Genomic DNA, 19,236 nt, shown 5'->3' on the forward strand with positions numbered 1-19,236 from the left:
TTATTAATGACAAGTCATAACGAAAACGATTCATCTCCGATTAAATCGACATCGGATAATTCCTCTGGCTCTGAGTCTGCGCCCAATCATTCAGAGGGCGCAAAAGGCGAAGGGCGCGAAGGCGGTCCACGTCGTCCACGCCGTCAGGGTGCGGGCGCTGGTAAGCCATTTAATAAGAAACGTCCATTTAACAAGGATCGGCCTCGTCGCGAGGGCGAAGGTGGTGGAGTGCGTGAGGGTGCAAACCACTCAGCCGCCAAGCTGGCGCCAAATGTAGCAGAGAGTGAAGCCTTATTTGCTTCAGTAGTCTCTGGAGAATTCGATGCTGCATTAGATGCGCCTGAGATAGTTGAAGTTAAGAATCCAGATGGTGTGAATGAGAATGAGATTTCTCATCAAACTGGTGCAGAGCGTCGCGCACAACGTGTGCGTCATGACGATGATGCAGATGGGCCTAGCGATGATGAGATGAGCAGCTTGCAATTTGCCAACATCGATGATTTACCGCTCAGCTTGCGTGATGAAGTTTGGTCAGATTTAGATGGCTTGGATGATGAGGCTGACGACGAAGATACTGTCAAGCTGCACAAGGTATTAGCTGATGTCGGCATGGGTTCACGTCGCGATATGGAAGACTTGATTATTCAAGGGCGCGTATCCGTAAATGGATTGCCAGCCCATATTGGCCAGCGTATCGGACCTACAGATCAAGTGCGCATTAACGGCAAGCCAGTGCACCGCAAGATTCAGACTAAGCCACCGCGCGTGATCATGTATCACAAGCCTTCCGGTGAAATCGTGAGTCAGTCTGATCCAGAGGGTCGTCCAACTGTTTTTGATCGTTTGCCAAAGCCACGTCAAGGACGTTGGATTGCGGTTGGGCGTCTGGACTTTAATACTGAAGGTCTATTGCTATTTACAACTTCAGGCGAGCTAGCGAATCGCTTGATGCATCCTCGTTATGGTGTTGAGCGCGAGTACGCTGTCCGTATTTTGGGTGATCTGAGTCAAGAAAATATGACTCAATTAAAGAGTGGCATCACCTTAGATGATGGTCAAGCCAAATTCTTACGCCTTTCTATGGGTGGCGGGGAGGGTGCAAACCGTTGGTACCACGTTGCTTTGACTGAAGGCCGTAACCGTGAGGTGCGCCGCATGTTTGAAGCAGTCGGACATGTCGTCTCGCGCTTGATTCGTACTCGTTATGGCATTTTCTTATTGCCTCCACGCTTGAGGCGGGGTAAGTGGGAAGAGATTGAAGCCGGTGGTATCTATAACTTAATGAAGTTTGCAGGCTTAAAAATGCCTCAACCCCAAGATAAGGGTCGTAGCCCAAGTTCTGGAGCTCACGGACGAGACCGTAATCCTGCTTCAAGCGGAGATTTTCAGCCAGACCCAATGCAAACCTCGGTTTCTTATTGGGGTTCACGGGATGCTTTAACCCAGGCGAGTGGTCATGGTGCTCTGACTCATCAAGGTCGGGGTGGCAAACCTGGCGGCGGTGGTTCGAGCGAGGGGCGCGGTCCATTTCGTGGTCGTACCCAAGGTGGGCGTCCGGGTGCAGGTTCACAGGGTGGTCAAGCTGGCGGTCAGGGTCAAAACCGCAATAAAGCCAAGAAAGTTCACCATGGACAGTCTGCTTTTGTGACGGCAAGCCCGCAAAGCCCCGGAAATGGACCTAAACGGGGGGCACCAAAAGGGCGCAAACCCTTCAATAAAGGCCCTAGAAAACCGCGGAATCCAAGCGAAAGCTTCTGATTTCTATCGGTTTTCCTCTAAATCAGCTATAATTTTGGTCTTACAGCAGTTCGCTGCTGTTTTAAGTTGTTACCGACTGATGTTGCGATCAACGTAAGTCGGCCTGTTCTGAATTTCGAGAATATGGGCTTTGAAGCCCATTTTTTTTTGCCGTTTTGGGTTGAAGGGTATTCGTGAAGGATCAGCGGATTATTTCTGCAGAGGTAGAAAACTTAGGGTACACGCTAGTTGATATTGAGCGTGAAGCCGGAGGTTTACTGCGCGTCACGATTGAAAACCCAGATTACGAGCGCTTGATTAATGTCCAGGATTGCGAAAAGGTAAGTCATCAACTGAGCTACACCTTGCCAGTTGAAAACATTCCCTTTGAGCGTCTAGAGATTTCTTCTCCTGGTCTAGATCGCCCTGTTAAATCAGCGGCTGATTACGAGCGCTTCTCCGGAATGGAAGTGGACTTGAAATTGCGGGTTGCCGCTGGCGATCGCAAGAAGTTTCGTGGTGTGTTGCAAGGTTTGCTGAGTGGTGAGTTGGATTCACCTGATGCGAAATTTGGTTTGTTGTTTGAAGGCGCCGATGGCGCTGAGTCTCAATTGGAGTTTTCTTTAGCCGAGGTCGATAAGACTCGGTTGGTCCCTGTTATTGATTTCAAAGGAAGAAAGTCATGAGCCGAGAAGTTCTCATGTTGGCAGACGCCTTAGCGCGTGAAAAGAACGTAGATCAAGCGATTGTGTTTGAGGCGCTAGAAATGGCGTTGGCATCAGCCACTAAGAAACGTTATCCGACAGAAGATGTGGATATTCGTGTATCGATTGATCGCGAGTCTGGTGAATACGAAACCTTCCGTCGTTGGTTGGTTGTTCCTGATGAAGCGGGTCTCCAAGAGCCTGATAAAGAAATTCTGCATTTCGAAGCCCTCGAGCAATTTCCGGATATGGAAGTTGGCGAATACATTGAAGAACAAATTGAGTCTTTAGCCTTTGGCCGTATTGGCGCACAAGCTGCTAAGCAAGTAATCTTGCAACGCATTCGGGATGCTGAGCGTGAGCAAATTCTGAACGACTACCTTGAGCGTGGCGAAAAAGTCATGACCGGTACTGTAAAGCGTGCCGACAAAAATGGTTTGATTATTGAGTCTGGTCGCGTTGAAGCCCTATTGCGTCGCGATCAAATGATTCCAAAAGAGAATCTGCGTTCTGGCGACCGTGTTCGTGCTTATATCCTCAAAGTAGACCGTGAAGCCCGTGGCCCACAGATTGAGCTCTCGCGTACTTGCCCAGATTTCTTGATCAAGTTATTCGAGAACGAAGTTCCAGAAATGGAACAAGGTTTATTAGAGATTAAGGGTGCGGCACGTGATCCTGGTATCCGCGCAAAGATTGCTGTGATTACTTATGATAAGCGCATTGATCCAATCGGTACCTGCGTTGGCGTTCGTGGCACACGCGTTACTGCAGTGCGTAACGAAGTAGCTGGTGAGGCAGTGGATATTGTGTTGTGGTCTGAAGATCCAGCGCAGTTTGTGATTGGTGCCTTAGCTCCAGCACAAGTATCTTCTATTGTGGTTGACGAAGAGCGTCACGCTATGGACGTAGTGGTTGATGAAGAGAACTTGGCAATTGCGATTGGCCGTAGCGGACAGAACGTCCGCTTGGCTAGTGAATTGACTGGTTGGCAGATCAACATCATGACTCCAGAAGAATCTGCTGAGAAAACTGAAAAAGAAGCCGCTTCTGTACGTCAATTATTCATGGATAAATTGGACGTTGACCAAGAAGTTGCTGATATCTTGATTGAAGAAGGTTTCAACACATTGGAAGAGGTTGCTTACGTACCCCTTTCTGAAATGTTAGAAATTGATTCTTTTGATGAAGACACCGTAAACGAATTGCGTACTCGTGCGCGCGACTCTCTCTTAACTATGGAATTAGCTAAAGAAGAGCGTGTTGGCGAAGTCTCACAAGATTTACGTTCCCTTGAGGGAATGACCACTGAATTGGTTGCAAAGCTTGCTGACAATCAAGTTCATACCCGTGACGACTTAGCTGAACTGGCTGTTGATGAGCTAGTTGAGGCGACACAAATTGACGAAGAAACCGCGAAAACGCTCATCATGAAAGCGCGCGAACATTGGTTTACTTCATGAGAGGAAGTAGTGCATGGCAACAACAGTAAAAGTACTCGCTAAAGAATTAAAACGTACCGCGCCAGATCTTCTGGAGCAATTGAAGGCGGCCGGTATCGAAAAAGGTTCCGAGGACGACAGCATTACCGAAAAGGACAAGACTGTCCTGCTTGAGCATTTGCAGAAAGAGCATGGCAGTGCTGATACAGGTAGTCGTAAAAAGATTACATTAATCAAGCGCGAAAACTCTGAGATTCGTCAGGCAGATTCTGCTGGGCGCACTCGCACCGTTCAGGTTGAGGTTCGTAAAAAGCGCGTGCTCGTTAAAGCCGGAGAGAAAGCTCCCCAAGAGACTCCCGCCCCAGCGGCCAAGGAAGTTTCTCCTGCAGCATCTGCTAAACCCATTCTTTCTGCTGAAGAGTTAGAAAAACGCGCAGCTGAAGCTACTCGTCAAGCTGAATTATTGGCTCGTCAAGAAGCTGAAATGAAGGCGGCAGTAGATGCTCGCCAAAAAGAGGCTGATGCGGCAGCAGCTGCAAGTGCAGCTGAGCCGGTAGACGGAAAATCCGCTAAGTCAGATGGAGATGCTGCAGCAGTTAAATCTGCTGAAAAGAAAGCGAAAGCTGATAAGGCTGCTAAAGATATCGCTGATGCTAATAAGGCGCAGTTAGCGGATATTACAAAACGTCGTGCCGCTGCTGAAGCTGAAGCTCTAGCGATTCGCGACATGATGAGTACACCCGCTCGTGTTCTCAAAGCACCAAGTGAACTTGCTGCTGAAGAGGCCAAAAAAGGCACTTTGCATAAACCTGCCAAGGCTGAAGGTGCTGACGATAAGAAAAAAGCAGTTCCTAAGGTTGGTGGTAAGACAATCAAGTCTGCAGAGACTTCATCTACTTGGCAAGAAGAGGGCGCCAAGAAACCGGGTGGCCTCAAGACTCGTGGCGACAGCTCTGGTGGCGTGGGTGGTTGGCGTTCAGGCGGTGGCAGAAGAAAGCAACGTCAAATTGCTGAAGCCAATGTCGATACCAATTTCCAGGTACCTACTGAAGCTATTGTGCGTGATGTCAATGTTCCAGAAACCATTACTGTTGCTGAATTAGCTCACGCTATGGCCGTGAAGAGCGCTGAGGTGATTAAGCTCTTGATGGGTATGGGTCAGATGGTCACGATCAACCAGATCTTGGATCAAGATACGGCAATGATCATTGTTGAGGAAATGGGCCACACAGCGCATGCTGCCAAGTTAGATGATCCTGATTTAGATTTAGGTACAGCTGGTCACGATGCAGAGTTATTGCCACGTCCACCAGTAGTCACTGTGATGGGTCACGTTGACCACGGTAAAACATCTTTGCTCGATAAGATTCGTGCGGCTAAGGTTGCTACTGGCGAGGCCGGTGGTATTACTCAGCATATTGGCGCCTATCACGTTGAAACTCCACGTGGCATGATTACCTTCCTCGATACTCCGGGTCACGAAGCCTTTACGGCCATGCGTGCTCGCGGTGCTAAGGCAACGGATATCGTGATCTTGGTAGTTGCGGCAGATGATGGTGTGATGCCACAAACCAGAGAAGCGATTCACCATGCCCAAGCAGCGGGTGTTCCTATTGTTGTTGCAATCAATAAGATCGATAAGCCTGAGGCTAATCTAGAGCGAGTCAAAACTGAATTAGTAGCTGAACAAGTAGTGCCTGAGGAATATGGTGGGGATGTACCATTCATTGGTGTTTCTGCCAAAACAGGCGACGGTATCGATGCATTGCTCGAGAACGTACTCTTGCAAGCTGAGGTTTTAGAGCTCAAAGCGGCGCAAGAAGCTCCAGCTCAAGGTCTAGTAATTGAAGCCCGCTTAGATAAAGGACGTGGTCCAGTTGCTACTGTTCTTGTTCAATCTGGAACGCTCAAGCGTGGTGACATGTTGCTAGCCGGCTCAACCTACGGTCGTGTTCGTGCGATGTTGGATGAAAACGGCAAGCCATGTAATGAAGCTGGCCCATCTATCCCTGTAGAGATTCAAGGTTTATCTGAAGTTCCTGCAGCTGGTGAATCAGTGCAAGTGGTCCCTGACGAGCGTAAAGCACGTGAGATCGCACTGTTCCGTCAAGGTAAATTCCGTGATGTGAAGTTAGCCAAACAGCAAGCATTCAAACTCGAAACCATGATGGAAAATATGGAAGAGGGCGCGATAGAAGCTAAGTTATTGCCGCTGATCATTAAGGCAGACGTACAAGGCTCTCAGGAAGCATTGTCACAGTCATTGCAAAAGCTCTCTACTGCAGAGGTGAAAGTTCAAATCGTTCATGCAGCAGTGGGCGGTATTACTGAAACTGACGTGAACTTAGCAGTGGCTTCTAAGGCAGTGATCATTGGCTTTAACTCTCGCGCGGATGGTGCGGCGCGTAAGTTGGCTGAGAATAATGGTGTAGATATTCGTTATCACAACATTATTTATGACGCAGTTGATGAAGTGAAGGCAGCCTTGAGCGGTATGTTGACACCAGATAAGAAAGAAGAAATCACCGGTATGGTGGAGATCCGTCAAGTCTTCTTGGTATCTAAAGTTGGCGCGATTGCAGGTTGCTTAGTGCTCGACGGTGTTGTCAAGCGTAACTCTAGCGTTCGCTTATTGCGTGAAAACGTAGTGATCTGGAGCGGTGAGTTAGATTCTCTCAAGCGCTTTAAAGATGATGCAAAAGAAGTTCGTGCTGGTGTTGAGTGTGGCTTGTCATTAAAAGGCTATAACGACATCAAAGAAGGCGATCAACTGGAAGCATTTGAAGTCACTGAAGTCGCTAGAACACTGTAAGAGCTACCTAGTTAATGCATAAAACTAGCCCTCATCGTAACCAGCGTCTCGCCGATCAAATCCAGCGAGATCTGGCCGAGCTGATTCCTCGTGAATTGCGTAGCCCGAGCCTGGGTTTGATTACCTTACAAAGTATCGAACTCACGCCAGATTTGGCGCACGCAAAAGTCTTCTTTACTGTTTTGGGCGTTGAGCCCGAGGTAGCATTGAAGGCACTCCAGGATAAAGCGGGTTACTTGCACTCATTATTGTTTAAGCGTTTGCATATTCATACTGTGCCAACCCTGCATTTCCACTATGACAGTTCTGTTGAGCACGGTATCGAAATGTCTCGCTTAATTGATCAAGCGGTGGATAGTGATCGCAAAGACGAGAACGCGTAAATAGATATGTCTGTACGTATTGACGGCGTTGTCTTGCTTGATAAACCTGCTGGCATGAGCTCGCAAGGCGCAGTCACAGCGGTGAAGCGTGCATTTAATGCAGAAAAAGCTGGTCATACAGGTACATTGGATCCAATGGCTACAGGCTTACTTCCCATTTGCTTAGGTGAGGCAACGAAATACTCTCAGGATTTATTGGAAGCAGATAAGACTTACATCGCTCAAGTGAAATTTGGTCAGCGTACTGATACCGGCGATGCTGAAGGCCTCATCATTGAAGAGTTGCCGCCCCCAGTATTTGCTGATGAAGTTGCCTTGAAGTTAGCGCTAGAGTCATTATTACCAGCATTTACTGGCCCCATCAGTCAGGTTCCACCAATGTATTCTGCGCTTAAGCGCGATGGTAAGCCTTTATATGAATATGCTCGTGCTGGTGTTGAGTTGGAGCGTGCCCCACGAAATATTACGATTCATGCGATTCGTTGGACCAATATCAATTGGCCGGAAGCTACTTTAGAAGTCAGCTGCAGTAAAGGTACTTACATCCGCGTCTTGGCAGAAGATATTGGTAAAGCTTTGGGTTGTGGTGCGCATTTAGTTGGCTTGCGCCGCACTGAAGTAGGTCACCTCACTTTAGAGCAGTCTTTCACAATCGAATCTATCCAGAAAGGCTTGCAAGAAAGCTCAAGCTATATCTTGCCAGTCGATGCACTCTTGCAAACCTTGCCGCATCTAACGGTAGATGAGCAGCAGGCAAAACGTTTGGAGATGGGTCAACGAGTTCCACTCAATTTACCCTCGATAGAAGCTCTAGTGCGTATCTATCGCGCAACTGCTGCTCCCCACAACTTTATCGGCACTGGAGATTGGCGCTCTGGGGTATTGCATCCCAAGCGTTTAATTTCTTCTGCCCATTAAATCATTTTGACTTATTTGTTCATTAACCTTAATTAACCCTATTCTTAACTTCAGAAGCTTCACATGACTAAACGCGCACTTCGTAATATCGCCATCATCGCCCACGTTGACCACGGTAAAACTACTTTGGTTGACCAACTCTTGCGCCAATCTGGCACATTCCGCTCAAATGAAAAAATGACCGAACGCGTCATGGACTCAAACGATTTGGAAAAAGAGCGTGGCATTACTATTTTGTCCAAGAACTGTGCAGTGGAATATGACGGCACACACATCAACATCGTAGACACACCAGGACACGCCGACTTCGGTGGTGAAGTAGAACGTGTGCTCTCCATGGTTGACGGTGTTTTGCTCTTGGTTGATGCGGTTGAAGGCCCAATGCCGCAAACTCGCTTCGTAACCAAGAAAGCTCTAGCCCTTGGTTTGAAGCCTATCGTTGTGATTAACAAGGTTGACCGTCCAGGTGCACGTTGTGACTATGTAATCAATGCTACTTTTGAATTGTTTGACAAGTTAGGCGCTTCGGAAGAACAGCTTGATTTCCCAATTATCTATGCATCAGGCTTGAACGGCTATGCAGGAACTACAGAGGATGTCCGTGAAGGTAATATGCGTCCATTGTTTGACGCTGTTCTGAAATACGTACCTGTGCGTGATGATGATCCAGATGGTCCTTTGCAATTCCAGATTTCTTCAATCGACTACAACAGTTATGTCGGTAAGATTGGTGTTGGCCGTATTAGCCGTGGACGTGTGAAGTCAGGCATGGAAGTAGTCTGTATGAATGGTCCTGATGGCGTGCCATTTAAAGGCCGTATCAACCAAGTATTGAAATTTAAAGGTTTAGAGCGTGAAATCGTTGACGAGGCTTTTGCCGGCGATATTGCTCTCATCAACGGTATTGAAGAGTTGGCGATAGGTACAACGGTTTGCGCGGTCGATAAACCAGATCCATTACCAATGCTCAAGATTGATGAGCCTACTTTAACCATGAACTTCATGGTGAACACCAGCCCATTAGCTGGTCGTGAAGGCAAGTTCGTGACTAGCCGCCAGATTCGTGAGCGTCTTGATCGTGAATTGAAAGCCAACATGGCGTTGCGCGTAAAAGAAACTGATGATGACACCGTGTTTGAAGTGTCAGGTCGCGGTGAGTTGCACCTTACTATCTTGGTAGAGACTATGCGTCGTGAAGGCTATGAGATGGCAGTTTCCCGTCCTCGCGTTGTCTTCCACGAAGAGAATGGCGTCAAGATGGAGCCGTACGAGAACTTAACGGTTGACGTAGAAGATGCTACCCAAGGTTCTGTGATGGAAGACTTGGGTAAGCGTAAGGGCGAGTTACAAGATATGGTGAGTGACGGAAAAGGTCGTACCCGTCTTGAGTACCGTATTCCTGCGCGTGGTTTGATTGGCTTCCAAGGCGACTTTATGACTATGACTCGCGGTAACGGTTTGATGAGTCATACATTTGATTCATATGCTCCAGCTAAAGATGGCATCTTGGGCGAACGTCACAACGGTGTATTGATTAGCCAAGATGACGGCGAAGCTGTTGCCTATGCTATTTGGAAACTACAAGACCGTGGTCGTATGTTTGTAAAACATGGTGACCCTGTTTATGAAGGCATGGTGATTGGTATCCATAGTCGCGATAACGACTTGGTTGTGAACCCGATCAAAGGTAAGCAATTAACGAACGTACGTTCTTCAGGAACTGACGAAGCGGTTCGTTTGGTGACACCAATTGATTTAACTTTGGAATACGCTGTTGAATTCATTAGCGATGATGAGTTGGTAGAAGTAACACCGAAAAGCGTTCGAATCCGCAAGCGTTATCTGAAGGAGCATGACCGTAAGAAAGCTTCTCGCGAGTAATTTCGCAAAGTTGCTACACTGAGGCGCTTTAATCAGTCATCTAGTGAGTTAATAAGAGTCACCTTTGGGTGGCTCTTATTTTTCCTCCAGAGCAATATTCTTAAAATCTTAGTAAATTAATTATTTCATGCTGCCATCTATTGAACAACGCCTTGCCCAAGAGTTATCTGCTAAACCTGCACAAGTGGCTGCCGCCATTGCATTAATGGATGAAGGTGCAACCGTTCCCTTTATTGCACGTTATCGCAAAGAGGCAACTGGTGGTTTGGACGATACGCAGTTACGTTTACTAGAAGATCGACTTAGTTATTTGAGAGAATTAGAAGAGCGTCGCAAAGCGATCGTTACTTCGATTGAAGAGCAGGGCAAGATGACGCCAGAGTTGCTTAAATCTATTATGTTGGCTGAGGATAAGACCCGCTTAGAGGATCTCTATCTCCCCTATAAACTCAAGCGTCGCACTAAGGCACAAATTGCTCTAGAGGCTGGGTTAGAGCCTTTGGCTAATGATTTATTGGCTAACCCCATGCTGGATCCAGAAGCGGAAGCAACCAAATACCTCAAAGAGGCATTTACATCCGATCAAGGTGATAACCCAGGTGTAGTCGATACCAAGGCCGCTCTTGAAGGTGCGCGTCAGATTTTGATGGAGCGCTTTGCTGAAGATGCCGGACTGGTGCAATCACTTAGAACGTATTTGCAAGAGCACGGTGTCGTGGAATCTAAAGTGATTGCTGGTAAAGAGCAAGAGGGTGAGAAATTTGCGGACTACTTCGATTACTCAGAGCCTATCTCGGCAATTCCGTCGCATCGTGCTTTGGCATTATTTCGAGGTCGTCGCGAGCAAATGCTCATGGTCAACTTGCGTCTAGATACCGAAGAAGAAAAGCCTAAATGGGACGCACCGCATAATCCTTGCGAGTCTCGTATTGCCAATCAGTTCAAGATTAAAAATGAAGGCCGCCCTGCTGATCATTGGCTCGCAGAGACTGTGCGTTGGACTTGGCGTATCAAGTGCTCTATGCATTTGGAGTCCGAGCTGATGAGTGCATTGCGTGAGCGCTCAGAGGCTGAGGCAATTAATGTCTTTGCACGTAATCTCAAGGCTTTGCTGTTAGCTGCACCTGCAGGACCAAAGGTCACGATTGGCCTTGATCCCGGCATGAGGACGGGCGTTAAAGTTGCCGTGGTAGATGCGACAGGCAAAGTGGTAGATACCGATGTGATTTATCCACACCAACCCAAGAATGATTGGGATGGCTCACTGCATACGCTGGCTAAATTAGCTGAGAAACATCAGGCTAACTTAATCTCTATCGGCAACGGTACAGCCTCACGTGAGACTGATAAGTTAGCGCAAGATTTAATCAAAGCTAAACCTGAACTTAAGCTAACCAAGATTGTGGTTTCTGAAGCAGGAGCATCGGTTTATTCTGCCTCCGAGTACGCTTCAAAAGAATTACCTGGTATGGATGTGTCACTGCGTGGAGCGGTATCGATTGCAAGAAGGTTGCAAGATCCTCTGGCTGAGTTAGTGAAGATTGATCCAAAGTCCATTGGCGTGGGCCAATATCAGCATGATGTGATGCAGACTCAGTTAGCCAAGTCATTGGTGGCAGTAGTGGAAGATTGCGTCAATGCGGTCGGTGTTGATGTGAACACAGCATCTGCACCCTTATTGGCAAGAGTCTCAGGTTTGAGTAGTACGGTCGCTGAAGGTATCGTGACCTATCGAGATAGCCATGGTGCTTTTCAGACGCGGGCAGATTTGCGTAGCGTACCGCGCTTAGGAGATAAGACTTTTGAGCAGGCGGCTGGTTTCTTGCGCATTATGAATGGCAAAGATCCTTTGGATGCCTCTGCTGTCCACCCAGAATCTTATCCTTTAGTGGAGAAGATTCTGAAAGACATCAAGAAAGGTGTCAAAGAGGTCATTGGTGATATCGCAATACTCAAAGGACTCAATCCAGAAAAGTATGCCGATGAGAAGTTCGGTCTTCCTACAGTCACCGACATCATTAAAGAACTAGAAAAGCCCGGTCGTGATCCACGCCCTGAGTTCACAACAGCAACATTTAAAGACGGTGTCGAAAAAATCAGTGACCTGAAAGTGGATATGATTTTAGAGGGCGTTGTCACCAACGTTGCAGCCTTTGGTGCATTCGTAGATATTGGCGTTCATCAGGATGGCTTAGTTCATATCTCCGCATTGGCCAATACCTTTGTAAAAGACCCGCATACGGTGGTTAAAGCGGGACAGGTTGTGAAGGTCAAAGTAGTGGAGGTGGATGAGAAGCGCAAACGGATTGCATTAACAATGCGACTTTCTGATGAAGCGCCTAAAGTATCAATAGGCTCAAAACCTGAGCAAAGGGCCAATAGACCTGGCACCCAAAGAGCTCCAGAAGCTAGAAGACCTCAAGAAGATAGAAGATCTGCGCTTCCCATCAATAATGCAATGGCAGATGCTTTACGAAAATTAAAGGGGTGAAACTCTCATCAGGTGGGGGCTTGAGCCCCTAAGAATAATGTAGTAACATTGCTACATTAATTATTTTTGTGGAGGCTTCAATGATCACCACTCTATCTAGCCGAGAATTTAATCAAGATACTGGCAAGGCTAAAAAAGCCTCTGAAACAGGCCCTGTTTTTATTACTGATCGAGGTAAGCCTGCACATGTGCTGATGACTTTTTCAGACTACCAGCGCATCCTGGGAAAAAGAAAAAACATGTGTGATCTTTTGGGGATGAAAGGTGCGGGTGAAATTCAATTTGAGCCTGCGAAAGTACAAGGCCTCATCAGACCCATGGGAGATTCTTTGTAATGTATTTATTAGATACCAATGTTGTATCTGAATTGAGGAAGTCAGCTGATGGTCGAATCAATAAAGGCGTTCAGTCCTGGGCTGAAGGAATCTTTCCAGAATTCATGTTCATTTCTGCGATCACAGTATTGGAATTAGAAATTGGCGTTTTACAAATTGAGCGCCGAGATAAAAAACAGGGGACTGTACTCAGAAGCTGGCTAAATCACAATGTCTTGCCAGCATTCTCCGAGAGAGTCTTGCCAGTTGATCTAGCTGTTGCTCAACGCTGTGCTAGCCTTCATGTGCCCAACCCTAAATCAGAGCGAGATGCCATGATTGCAGCTTCTGCTATCGAGAGTCGAATGACTATCGTTACCAGAAACGTATCTGATTTCAGTCAATCGGGTGTAAAGGTTTTTGATCCCTGGATTTAGTGAGTCTTGATGAGAATCCAAGGCGCCCCTGATAAGACATCCCTTATAGTGCAGTAGATATGCTGACGAGTTTACCTAGTTAAAAAATAAATGACCCCAATAAAACATATTCTTTTGGCTTTGCTCGCTCTATATGCCTCAGCCTCTTTAGCTCAAACAGCACCAACAGTAGCAGCAGCCTCAGACCTCAAGTTTGCCCTGGAAGAAATTGCCGCTAACTATAAGGTCGATAAGGGGCAAGAGGTGAGGCTCGTATTTGGTTCATCTGGAGTGCTCTGGCAGCAAGTCAAAAACGGAGCGCCCTTTAGTTTGCTGATGTCTGCAGATGAAGCGTATATCGATGACTTGTATAAAAATGGCTTGACAGTGGATAAGGGAAGTCTTTACGCTATCGGCAGAATAGCCCTCTTGCAGAAAAAGGGTGGTTCAATCAAGCTTGGCACAGATAAAGACGGTTTGATTAAAGCGATTACAGAAGCAAAGAAAATTGCTATAGCCAACCCAGAGCACGCTCCTTACGGCAGGGCTGCTAAAGAATATCTCACTACTATTGGAGTTTGGGACTTAGCTCATCCTAAGCTGGTGTTTGGGGAAAATATTTCTCAAGCAACGGTATTTGCCTTAACGGGCTCAGCAGATTTTGCAATTGCAGCTCTATCCTTAGCAATATCACCTCAAGTACAAGTTCAATCTACTTATGTCTTAATACCGGATCACTTGCATAAGCCCTTAAGGCAAAAGATGGCCTTGATCAAAAATAACTCATCTAGCGCTAAAGATTTTTATCAATACTTACAAGAGCCTAAGTCCCGGCAAATCATGAGTAGGTATGGTTTTACCGCTCCCTAGTCATCTATTTGTAATATAGTTCGATTATTATCGAATTATGAAAAATACCGAAGCTATTCTGGCATTCATTGCCCTAGGGCAAGAATCGCGCTTAAACGTCTATCGTCTCATCGTTCAAAAGGGCGATCAGGGTTTATTGCCATCACAAATCCATGAAATGTTGGGCATTCCCAATGCGACTCTCAGCTTTCATTTAAAAGAGCTCTATCAAGCGCATCTGATTACTGTCGAGCGTCAAGGCCGTAATCTGATCTATAGACCAAACCCCGGAATGGTTGAGGATCTCAGTCAATTCCTGCTGGCTAATTGCTGCGGCGGTAAGCCATGTAAAACCACGAAAACCGTCAAAAAGGTAAAAGCCCAATGAAACAGTACAACATCCTTTTCTTGTGCACCCACAACTCTGCTCGATCAGTGCTGGGTGAGGCTTTAGCATCTACACACCCAAGTGGAAAATTTATAGGATATTCAGCTGGTTCTACCCCGGGTACAAGCGTGAATCCTATTGCTGCTGACATTGCAGAAGAATTGGGTATGGACCGCACTCTTTTAAGGTCGAAGAGTTGGGATGAGTTTGGTTTAGTAGACTCTCCAAAGATGGATTTTATTGTGACGGTTTGCGATAACGCTGCTGGCGAGGTTTGCCCATTCTGGCCGGGTCAGCCTGCAACGGCACATTGGGGCTTCCCCGACCCATCCCAAGTGCAAGGTACTGATTTAGAGAAAAAGGCGGCTTTTAATGAGGTGAAGAATGGCCTTAAAAGACGTTTGGATATTTTGGCTTCGATGCCATTAGAAAAGCTCGATTCTATGAGTCTCAAAGAGATTCATAGCAAGGCATGAGCTCCATCACTAAAAAACTATCTTTTCTAGATCGTTATCTGACGATCTGGATTTTTGTAGCAATGGCCTTGGGCATCGCCTTAGGTCATTTCATTCCAGGTATCGAAGGATTTATTAATTCTTTTCAGGTCGGCACAACTAATCTACCGATTGCTATTGGTTTGATATTGATGATGTATCCACCGTTTGCCAAGGTGCGTTACGAAGATTTGCCGGACGTATTTAAGGATAAGCGTATCTTCGGCATTTCTATTTTGATGAATTGGATTATTGCGCCTACATTAATGTTCTTTTTGGCGATTACTTTTGTTCCAGATCAACCGGAGTACATGGCTGGCCTCATCTTGATTGGAATCGCACCTTGTGTTGCGATGGTCATTATTTGGAATGATCTAGCAAAGGGTTCTACTGAATATGCTGCTGGCCTAGTAGCATTTAATGCCATTTTCCAGGTCCTGTTCTTTAGTGTCTACGCTTATTTCTTTTTGACAGTTTTGCCACCTTACTTTGGTTTAGCTGGATCAAACGTCAGTGTAGGTATGGGGCAGATTGCTAAAAGTGTATTTATCTACTTAGGCATTCCTTGTATCGCCGGAATATTGACAAGGGTGGTGATGCTCAAGTTCATGTCTAAAGAGCATTATCACGAGCAGTTTGTACCTCGTATTGGTAAGCTTACCTTGATTGCCTTACTCTTCACCATCGTTGTAATGTTTAGCCTCAAAGGCGGGGTGATGTTGACACTCCCGATGGATGTCCTCACCATCGCCGTTCCGTTGCTGATTTTCTTTCTGATCATGTTTTTGCTAACATTTTTTGTCACTGGCAAGATGGGGATCGACTACAAGCGTTGTTGCACGCTCTCATTTACGGCTTCGAGTAATAACTTTGAGCTGGCCATTGCGGTAGCGATTGCGGTATTCGGAATTAATTCTGGAGCTGCCTTTGCAGCAGTCATAGGTCCTTTAGTTGAGGTGCCCATCATGATTGGCTTAGTCACTGTAGCCCTGTGGTTTAAAGCAAAGTTCTTTAAAAAGGATGCGGCCTAAGTGTTTGAATCCCCACTACAATTCCCGGCCTTAGTTGAGGATCTTTTCCAGATTCCTGACATTGAAAAATTGAGTATCCAATCTGGCGATCATACGCCAAGATTTTTAATGCTCTATGGTTCACTGCGTGAGAGATCCTATAGCCGACTTCTGACTTTCGAGGCAGCTAGATTGCTCATGGCCATGGGTGGAGAGGTAAAAATATTTGACCCTACTGGACTGCCTTTAGTCGATAGCGTGCCTGATACTCATCCAAAGGTACAAGAGTTACGTCAATTAGCTTTATGGGCGGAGGGCATGGTTTGGACTTCGCCAGAGCGGCACGGGGCTATGACAGGCCTCTTAAAAACGCAGATTGATTGGATTCCATTGGCAGATGGCGCTGTCAGGCCAACGCAAGGTAAAACTTTGGCTGTGATGCAGGTATGTGGCGGGTCACAATCTTTTAATGCTGTTAATCAAATGCGTATCTTGGGTCGTTGGATGAGGATGGTTACCATCCCGAATCAATCTTCGGTTGCCAAGGCTTTCACAGAGTTTGAGGAGGATGGACGCATGAAGCCTTCCTCTTTCTATGATCGCGTAGTGGACGTGATGGAAGAGCTCTATAAGTTCACATTACTCACTCGCGGGATTAGTGAGCATCTAACCGATCGCTACAGCGAGCGAAAAGAATCTGCTGAGGAGCTATCTCAGCGGGTAAATCAGCGCTCTCTTTAATTGGCTAGTGCATCAGGCTCTGTAAGGTCTAAGCAGATTCTCCAAACCAAAGGCATCATTCGCATGCCGGAGTTGGTCAATTGACTCTCTGAGCGCTTTTACTTCTTTGCATTTGAGTTTTTGTAGTTTCTTGCGATCCATTCCGTAGGTATCCACTAGGCAACGAATCCTAGATAGGCATATTTGTATGCGAATAAGCCAGTAGATGGCAAATAAGCCTGGTGCGAATAAGAGCAGCAAAATACTCATTTCAGAATCCATAAAAAAGGCCGTCACATAGACGGCCGATTAAAGTTAATCCGGTGATTAACCTTTAATGCCTACTTAATCAGTAAGACAGCTTGCTTAGCAGTATTGCCTACTCTCTGAGCAACAGAGCCCATTATGGCATCAAGGATACCACTGCGACCTTTTGAGCCCATGACGATTAGATCAAACTTTTCTTTGTTGGCAAGCGCAATGATCTCGTTGGCAATGTTGCCACGCTTAATGACCATGCTGTGTTTTACGCCAGCTGTATCTAATACTTTTTGAGCTCCCTTGAGTTCCTTCTCGCTCACTTCACGGAGGTAATCATCAATGACGCTATTTGCCACAAATTGCTTCACATGACTAAGGCCAATATCATCATGAACACTAATTAATGTCACCGTGCACTTGCTGCTCAACTGCTTAGTTAACTTTGCAACATACTTAGCTGCATTGAGCGCAGATTTGGAGCCATCAACCGGCAATAGAATTTTCATAACACCCTCATTTTTTATAGTAAATAAACTAAAACTTCATATGTTCAATTTACTCTCTATATCCTCACAAATCCACAAAGCATTTCTAATACCCTACTAATTTACACATCTATTTTTTTGCAAAATATTTACTTCAAAAAGGCGTCATAAAAAGTTTTGATAATCAGTATTGTTACCAGAATGAAGAAGCCTTTACGAATAAAGGAGTTACCATGCTTAATCGCAATCTTGGTACCAATTTGACCGCCCACCAGATTGGCGCTGGCCATAAGTAAGCCAAGTTTCCAGTCAAAGTAACCTAAATAGAAAAATACGCATAGCGCACCCAAATTAGAAGCAATATTGAGGCACTTGGCAGGCGCTGCTGACCGCAAAAAATCAAATCCTAAAACACGGGTGTAAAAGAGCTTGTAAAAAGCGCCAGCTCCAGGCCCGAGGAAGCCATCATAAAAACCAATGATGCCGGCGCCAGTTGAGGCAATGGCTTTTTGTTTATGGTGATTGTGTTTAGGAGCGTGAACTAGACCAGCATTAGATTTGATATTAAAGATCAGTAGTGCCAGCAATAAAAATGGCAGGGCGCCTCTGAGCCACTCAGTTGGTATGCGAGTAACGAGGTAAGCCCCTGCAACCGAGGCAAAAAAAGCAAAGGTAGAAGAGATGATCACTAAGCCCCAGGGGCTTTTATTCACTCGACTGTACTGAATAGCTGAACCTATTGTGCCCACGATAGAGCCAAACTTATTGACTGAGAGTAGGGTGGCTGGTGGAAAGCCTGGTAGGGCTGCAAAAAGTGCTGGAACCTGAATCATCCCCCCGCCGCCAATAATGGAGTCGACCAATCCTGCAAATAATGCGAGGGCAAATAATAAGCCAAGGTCGAATACAGAGAGTTCAAGCATGCTGTCTATTCATTTTCTAGTTCTAATGGGTACGACCGCCCCATTTTAGAGGGTTTCTTTTTGGGCGCACTTAGATTGCGTTGCCTAGCTTGGTGGGAGTGGATAATCTAGTACAAATGAAAGTCAATGCCGAAGGAGTCTCCTCATCTAGGGTGTATTTGCCTGCTGGGCAGAGCCATGCCTCTTTGCTGGATTTCTTTATCACTACTTTTCCACATATTGAGAGGGGTGAGTGGGAGTCTCGCTTTGAAGAGGGCTTGGTATTTAATCAAGAAGGTGAGGCACTTTCTGCTGATGATGCCTACCAACCTAATATCCACTTACTGTATTTCAGGCGCTTAGCCAGAGAACCAGAAATTCCATTTGAGGAAACCATCCTCTTTCAGGATGAGCATATTTTGGTTGCGGATAAGCCCCATTTTTTGCCGGTGACCCCAAGCGGTCTTTATCTACATCAAACGCTACTCAATCGCTTAAAGAAAAAACAGGTATTCAGGACTTAAGTCCTATTCATCGTATTGATCGCGATACTGCAGGATTAGTCATTTTTTCAGTCAACCCTCAGGAGAGGGCGCAATATCAAAATCTGTTTAGAGATCGAGAGGTCACAAAAGTGTACGAAGCCATAGCGCCGTATTCAGAAGATCTGCTCAAAAAGCTGCCAATGACTTATGCGAGCCATATAAAAGAGTCTGAACATTTCTTGCAAATGGAAGAAGTGGATGGCGTAGCAAATACAGATACCTATATTGAGTTGATTGAAGTAAATGCGCCCTGGGCTAAATATCGTTTAACTCCCGGTAGCGGCAAGAAGCACCAATTACGCTGTCATCTCAATAGTTTAGGAATCCCCATTCGACATGATCAGATCTATCCAATGCTGACGCCTTATCAAGAGTATGATTTGGACTTTTCTAAACCGCTACAGCTCTTAGCAAAAGAGATTCATTTCGATGATCCGGTAACGGGGCAAGAGAGATCCTTTATGAGTCAAAGAGTATTAGCTTGAAA

General features: G+C 46.1%; 20 protein-coding genes. 17 read left to right on the plus strand and 3 right to left on the minus strand.

The genetic code is table 11. The annotated features are described in order from the left end of the window. Nucleotides 1-6 precede the first annotated feature (6 nt). From rluB to arsH, 15 genes are all read left to right on the plus strand, one after another. Nucleotides 7-1,758, plus strand: a complete 1,752-nt coding sequence (rluB, locus tag CL55_RS03335; RefSeq protein WP_046329858.1) for a 23S rRNA pseudouridine(2605) synthase RluB — start codon at nucleotides 7-9, stop codon at nucleotides 1,756-1,758. 173 nt (nucleotides 1,759-1,931) lie between these two features. After that, nucleotides 1,932-2,423, plus strand: a complete 492-nt coding sequence (gene rimP, locus CL55_RS03340; RefSeq protein WP_046329859.1) for a ribosome maturation factor RimP — start codon at nucleotides 1,932-1,934, stop codon at nucleotides 2,421-2,423. After that, nucleotides 2,420-3,901, plus strand: a complete 1,482-nt coding sequence (gene nusA / locus CL55_RS03345) for a transcription termination factor NusA (RefSeq protein WP_046329860.1) — start codon at nucleotides 2,420-2,422, stop codon at nucleotides 3,899-3,901. Before rimP ends, nusA begins: the two co-directional genes overlap by 4 nt. Nucleotides 3,902-3,914: 13 nt before the next feature. Beyond that, entirely contained in the window at nucleotides 3,915-6,692 is a 2,778-nt protein-coding gene (gene infB, locus CL55_RS03350) for a translation initiation factor IF-2 (RefSeq protein ID WP_046329861.1), read from the plus strand. Between the two features lie 14 nt (nucleotides 6,693-6,706). Beyond that, on the plus strand, nucleotides 6,707-7,075 hold the full coding sequence (gene rbfA / locus CL55_RS03355) for a 30S ribosome-binding factor RbfA (protein ID WP_046329862.1): 369 nt from the start codon (nucleotides 6,707-6,709) through the stop codon (nucleotides 7,073-7,075). A gap of 6 nt (nucleotides 7,076-7,081) precedes the next feature. Further along, entirely contained in the window at nucleotides 7,082-7,993 is a 912-nt protein-coding gene (gene truB, locus CL55_RS03360) for a tRNA pseudouridine(55) synthase TruB (protein WP_046329863.1), read from the plus strand. 63 nt (nucleotides 7,994-8,056) lie between these two features. Continuing rightward, nucleotides 8,057-9,874, plus strand: coding sequence for a translational GTPase TypA (typA, locus tag CL55_RS03365; protein WP_046329864.1), 1,818 nt, complete (start codon nucleotides 8,057-8,059; stop codon nucleotides 9,872-9,874). A gap of 127 nt (nucleotides 9,875-10,001) precedes the next feature. Next, complete coding sequence (locus CL55_RS03370; RefSeq protein WP_046329865.1) at nucleotides 10,002-12,365, plus strand: Tex family protein; 2,364 nt, start codon at nucleotides 10,002-10,004, stop codon at nucleotides 12,363-12,365. Nucleotides 12,366-12,445: 80 nt separating this feature from the next. Next, nucleotides 12,446-12,700 carry a type II toxin-antitoxin system Phd/YefM family antitoxin gene (locus tag CL55_RS03375; protein ID WP_046329866.1) on the plus strand — a complete coding sequence of 85 codons (255 nt, stop codon included), beginning with the start codon at nucleotides 12,446-12,448 and terminating at the stop codon, nucleotides 12,698-12,700. Then, the gene (locus CL55_RS03380) at nucleotides 12,700-13,116 is read left to right on the plus strand and encodes a type II toxin-antitoxin system VapC family toxin (protein WP_046329867.1); all 417 of its coding nucleotides are present in this window, start codon (nucleotides 12,700-12,702) and stop codon (nucleotides 13,114-13,116) included. Before CL55_RS03375 ends, CL55_RS03380 begins: the two co-directional genes overlap by 1 nt. Nucleotides 13,117-13,206: 90 nt before the next feature. Continuing rightward, complete coding sequence (gene modA / locus CL55_RS03385) at nucleotides 13,207-13,965, plus strand: molybdate ABC transporter substrate-binding protein (protein WP_046329868.1); 759 nt, start codon at nucleotides 13,207-13,209, stop codon at nucleotides 13,963-13,965. Nucleotides 13,966-14,002: 37 nt separating this feature from the next. After that, nucleotides 14,003-14,332 carry an ArsR/SmtB family transcription factor gene (locus CL55_RS03390; RefSeq protein WP_046329869.1) on the plus strand — a complete coding sequence of 110 codons (330 nt, stop codon included), beginning with the start codon at nucleotides 14,003-14,005 and terminating at the stop codon, nucleotides 14,330-14,332. Continuing rightward, entirely contained in the window at nucleotides 14,329-14,808 is a 480-nt protein-coding gene (locus CL55_RS03395) for an arsenate reductase ArsC (RefSeq protein WP_046329870.1), read from the plus strand. The genes CL55_RS03390 and CL55_RS03395 overlap by 4 nt, the downstream gene beginning before the upstream one ends. Next, complete coding sequence (gene arsB / locus CL55_RS03400; protein WP_046329871.1) at nucleotides 14,805-15,857, plus strand: ACR3 family arsenite efflux transporter; 1,053 nt, start codon at nucleotides 14,805-14,807, stop codon at nucleotides 15,855-15,857. Before CL55_RS03395 ends, arsB begins: the two co-directional genes overlap by 4 nt. Next, nucleotides 15,858-16,577, plus strand: a complete 720-nt coding sequence (gene arsH, locus CL55_RS03405) for an arsenical resistance protein ArsH (RefSeq protein WP_046329872.1) — start codon at nucleotides 15,858-15,860, stop codon at nucleotides 16,575-16,577. It begins immediately after the preceding gene. Nucleotides 16,578-16,589: 12 nt separating this feature from the next. Here arsH and CL55_RS03410 read toward each other — a convergent pair whose 3' ends face one another. The 3 genes from CL55_RS03410 to CL55_RS03420 form a co-directional block, all read right to left on the minus strand. Next, on the minus strand, nucleotides 16,590-16,826 hold the full coding sequence (locus CL55_RS03410) for a hypothetical protein (RefSeq protein WP_046329873.1): 237 nt from the start codon (nucleotides 16,824-16,826) through the stop codon (nucleotides 16,590-16,592). A 71-nt stretch (nucleotides 16,827-16,897) separates the two neighbouring features. After that, nucleotides 16,898-17,323 carry a universal stress protein gene (locus CL55_RS03415; RefSeq protein ID WP_046329874.1) on the minus strand — a complete coding sequence of 142 codons (426 nt, stop codon included), beginning with the start codon at nucleotides 17,321-17,323 and terminating at the stop codon, nucleotides 16,898-16,900. Nucleotides 17,324-17,451: 128 nt separating this feature from the next. Further along, nucleotides 17,452-18,225, minus strand: coding sequence for a sulfite exporter TauE/SafE family protein (locus CL55_RS03420; RefSeq protein ID WP_046329875.1), 774 nt, complete (start codon nucleotides 18,223-18,225; stop codon nucleotides 17,452-17,454). A gap of 116 nt (nucleotides 18,226-18,341) precedes the next feature. Here CL55_RS03420 and CL55_RS10860 point away from each other — a divergent pair, with 116 nt between their 5' ends. Both CL55_RS10860 and CL55_RS10865 read left to right on the plus strand, forming a co-directional pair. After that, nucleotides 18,342-18,728 carry a pseudouridine synthase family protein gene (locus CL55_RS10860; RefSeq protein ID WP_335337481.1) on the plus strand — a complete coding sequence of 129 codons (387 nt, stop codon included), beginning with the start codon at nucleotides 18,342-18,344 and terminating at the stop codon, nucleotides 18,726-18,728. Between the two features lie 5 nt (nucleotides 18,729-18,733). After that, nucleotides 18,734-19,234, plus strand: coding sequence for a pseudouridine synthase (locus tag CL55_RS10865; RefSeq protein ID WP_335337483.1), 501 nt, complete (start codon nucleotides 18,734-18,736; stop codon nucleotides 19,232-19,234). Nucleotides 19,235-19,236 lie beyond the last annotated feature (2 nt).

The organism is Polynucleobacter duraquae (assembly GCF_000973625.1).
GTDB lineage: Bacteria > Pseudomonadota > Gammaproteobacteria > Burkholderiales > Burkholderiaceae > Polynucleobacter > Polynucleobacter duraquae.

Bases quoted from the DNA above. Each gene is read 5' to 3' on its own strand.
- rluB (WP_046329858.1), top strand. From the start codon at position 7: ATGACAAGTCATAACGAAAACGATTCATCTCCGATTAAATCGACATCG.
- nusA (WP_046329860.1), top strand. From the start codon at position 2,420: ATGAGCCGAGAAGTTCTCATGTTGGCAGACGCCTTAGCGCGTGAAAAG.
- infB (WP_046329861.1), top strand. From the start codon at position 3,915: ATGGCAACAACAGTAAAAGTACTCGCTAAAGAATTAAAACGTACCGCG.
- rbfA (WP_046329862.1), top strand. From the start codon at position 6,707: ATGCATAAAACTAGCCCTCATCGTAACCAGCGTCTCGCCGATCAAATC.
- truB (WP_046329863.1), top strand. From the start codon at position 7,082: ATGTCTGTACGTATTGACGGCGTTGTCTTGCTTGATAAACCTGCTGGC.
- typA (WP_046329864.1), top strand. From the start codon at position 8,057: ATGACTAAACGCGCACTTCGTAATATCGCCATCATCGCCCACGTTGAC.
- CL55_RS03370 (WP_046329865.1), top strand. From the start codon at position 10,002: ATGCTGCCATCTATTGAACAACGCCTTGCCCAAGAGTTATCTGCTAAA.
- CL55_RS03375 (WP_046329866.1), top strand. From the start codon at position 12,446: ATGATCACCACTCTATCTAGCCGAGAATTTAATCAAGATACTGGCAAG.
- CL55_RS03380 (WP_046329867.1), top strand. From the start codon at position 12,700: ATGTATTTATTAGATACCAATGTTGTATCTGAATTGAGGAAGTCAGCT.
- modA (WP_046329868.1), top strand. From the start codon at position 13,207: ATGACCCCAATAAAACATATTCTTTTGGCTTTGCTCGCTCTATATGCC.
- CL55_RS03390 (WP_046329869.1), top strand. From the start codon at position 14,003: ATGAAAAATACCGAAGCTATTCTGGCATTCATTGCCCTAGGGCAAGAA.
- CL55_RS03395 (WP_046329870.1), top strand. From the start codon at position 14,329: ATGAAACAGTACAACATCCTTTTCTTGTGCACCCACAACTCTGCTCGA.
- arsB (WP_046329871.1), top strand. From the start codon at position 14,805: ATGAGCTCCATCACTAAAAAACTATCTTTTCTAGATCGTTATCTGACG.
- CL55_RS03410 (WP_046329873.1), bottom strand. From the start codon at position 16,826: ATGAGTATTTTGCTGCTCTTATTCGCACCAGGCTTATTTGCCATCTAC.
- CL55_RS03415 (WP_046329874.1), bottom strand. From the start codon at position 17,323: ATGAAAATTCTATTGCCGGTTGATGGCTCCAAATCTGCGCTCAATGCA.
- CL55_RS03420 (WP_046329875.1), bottom strand. From the start codon at position 18,225: ATGCTTGAACTCTCTGTATTCGACCTTGGCTTATTATTTGCCCTCGCA.
- CL55_RS10860 (WP_335337481.1), top strand. From the start codon at position 18,342: ATGAAAGTCAATGCCGAAGGAGTCTCCTCATCTAGGGTGTATTTGCCT.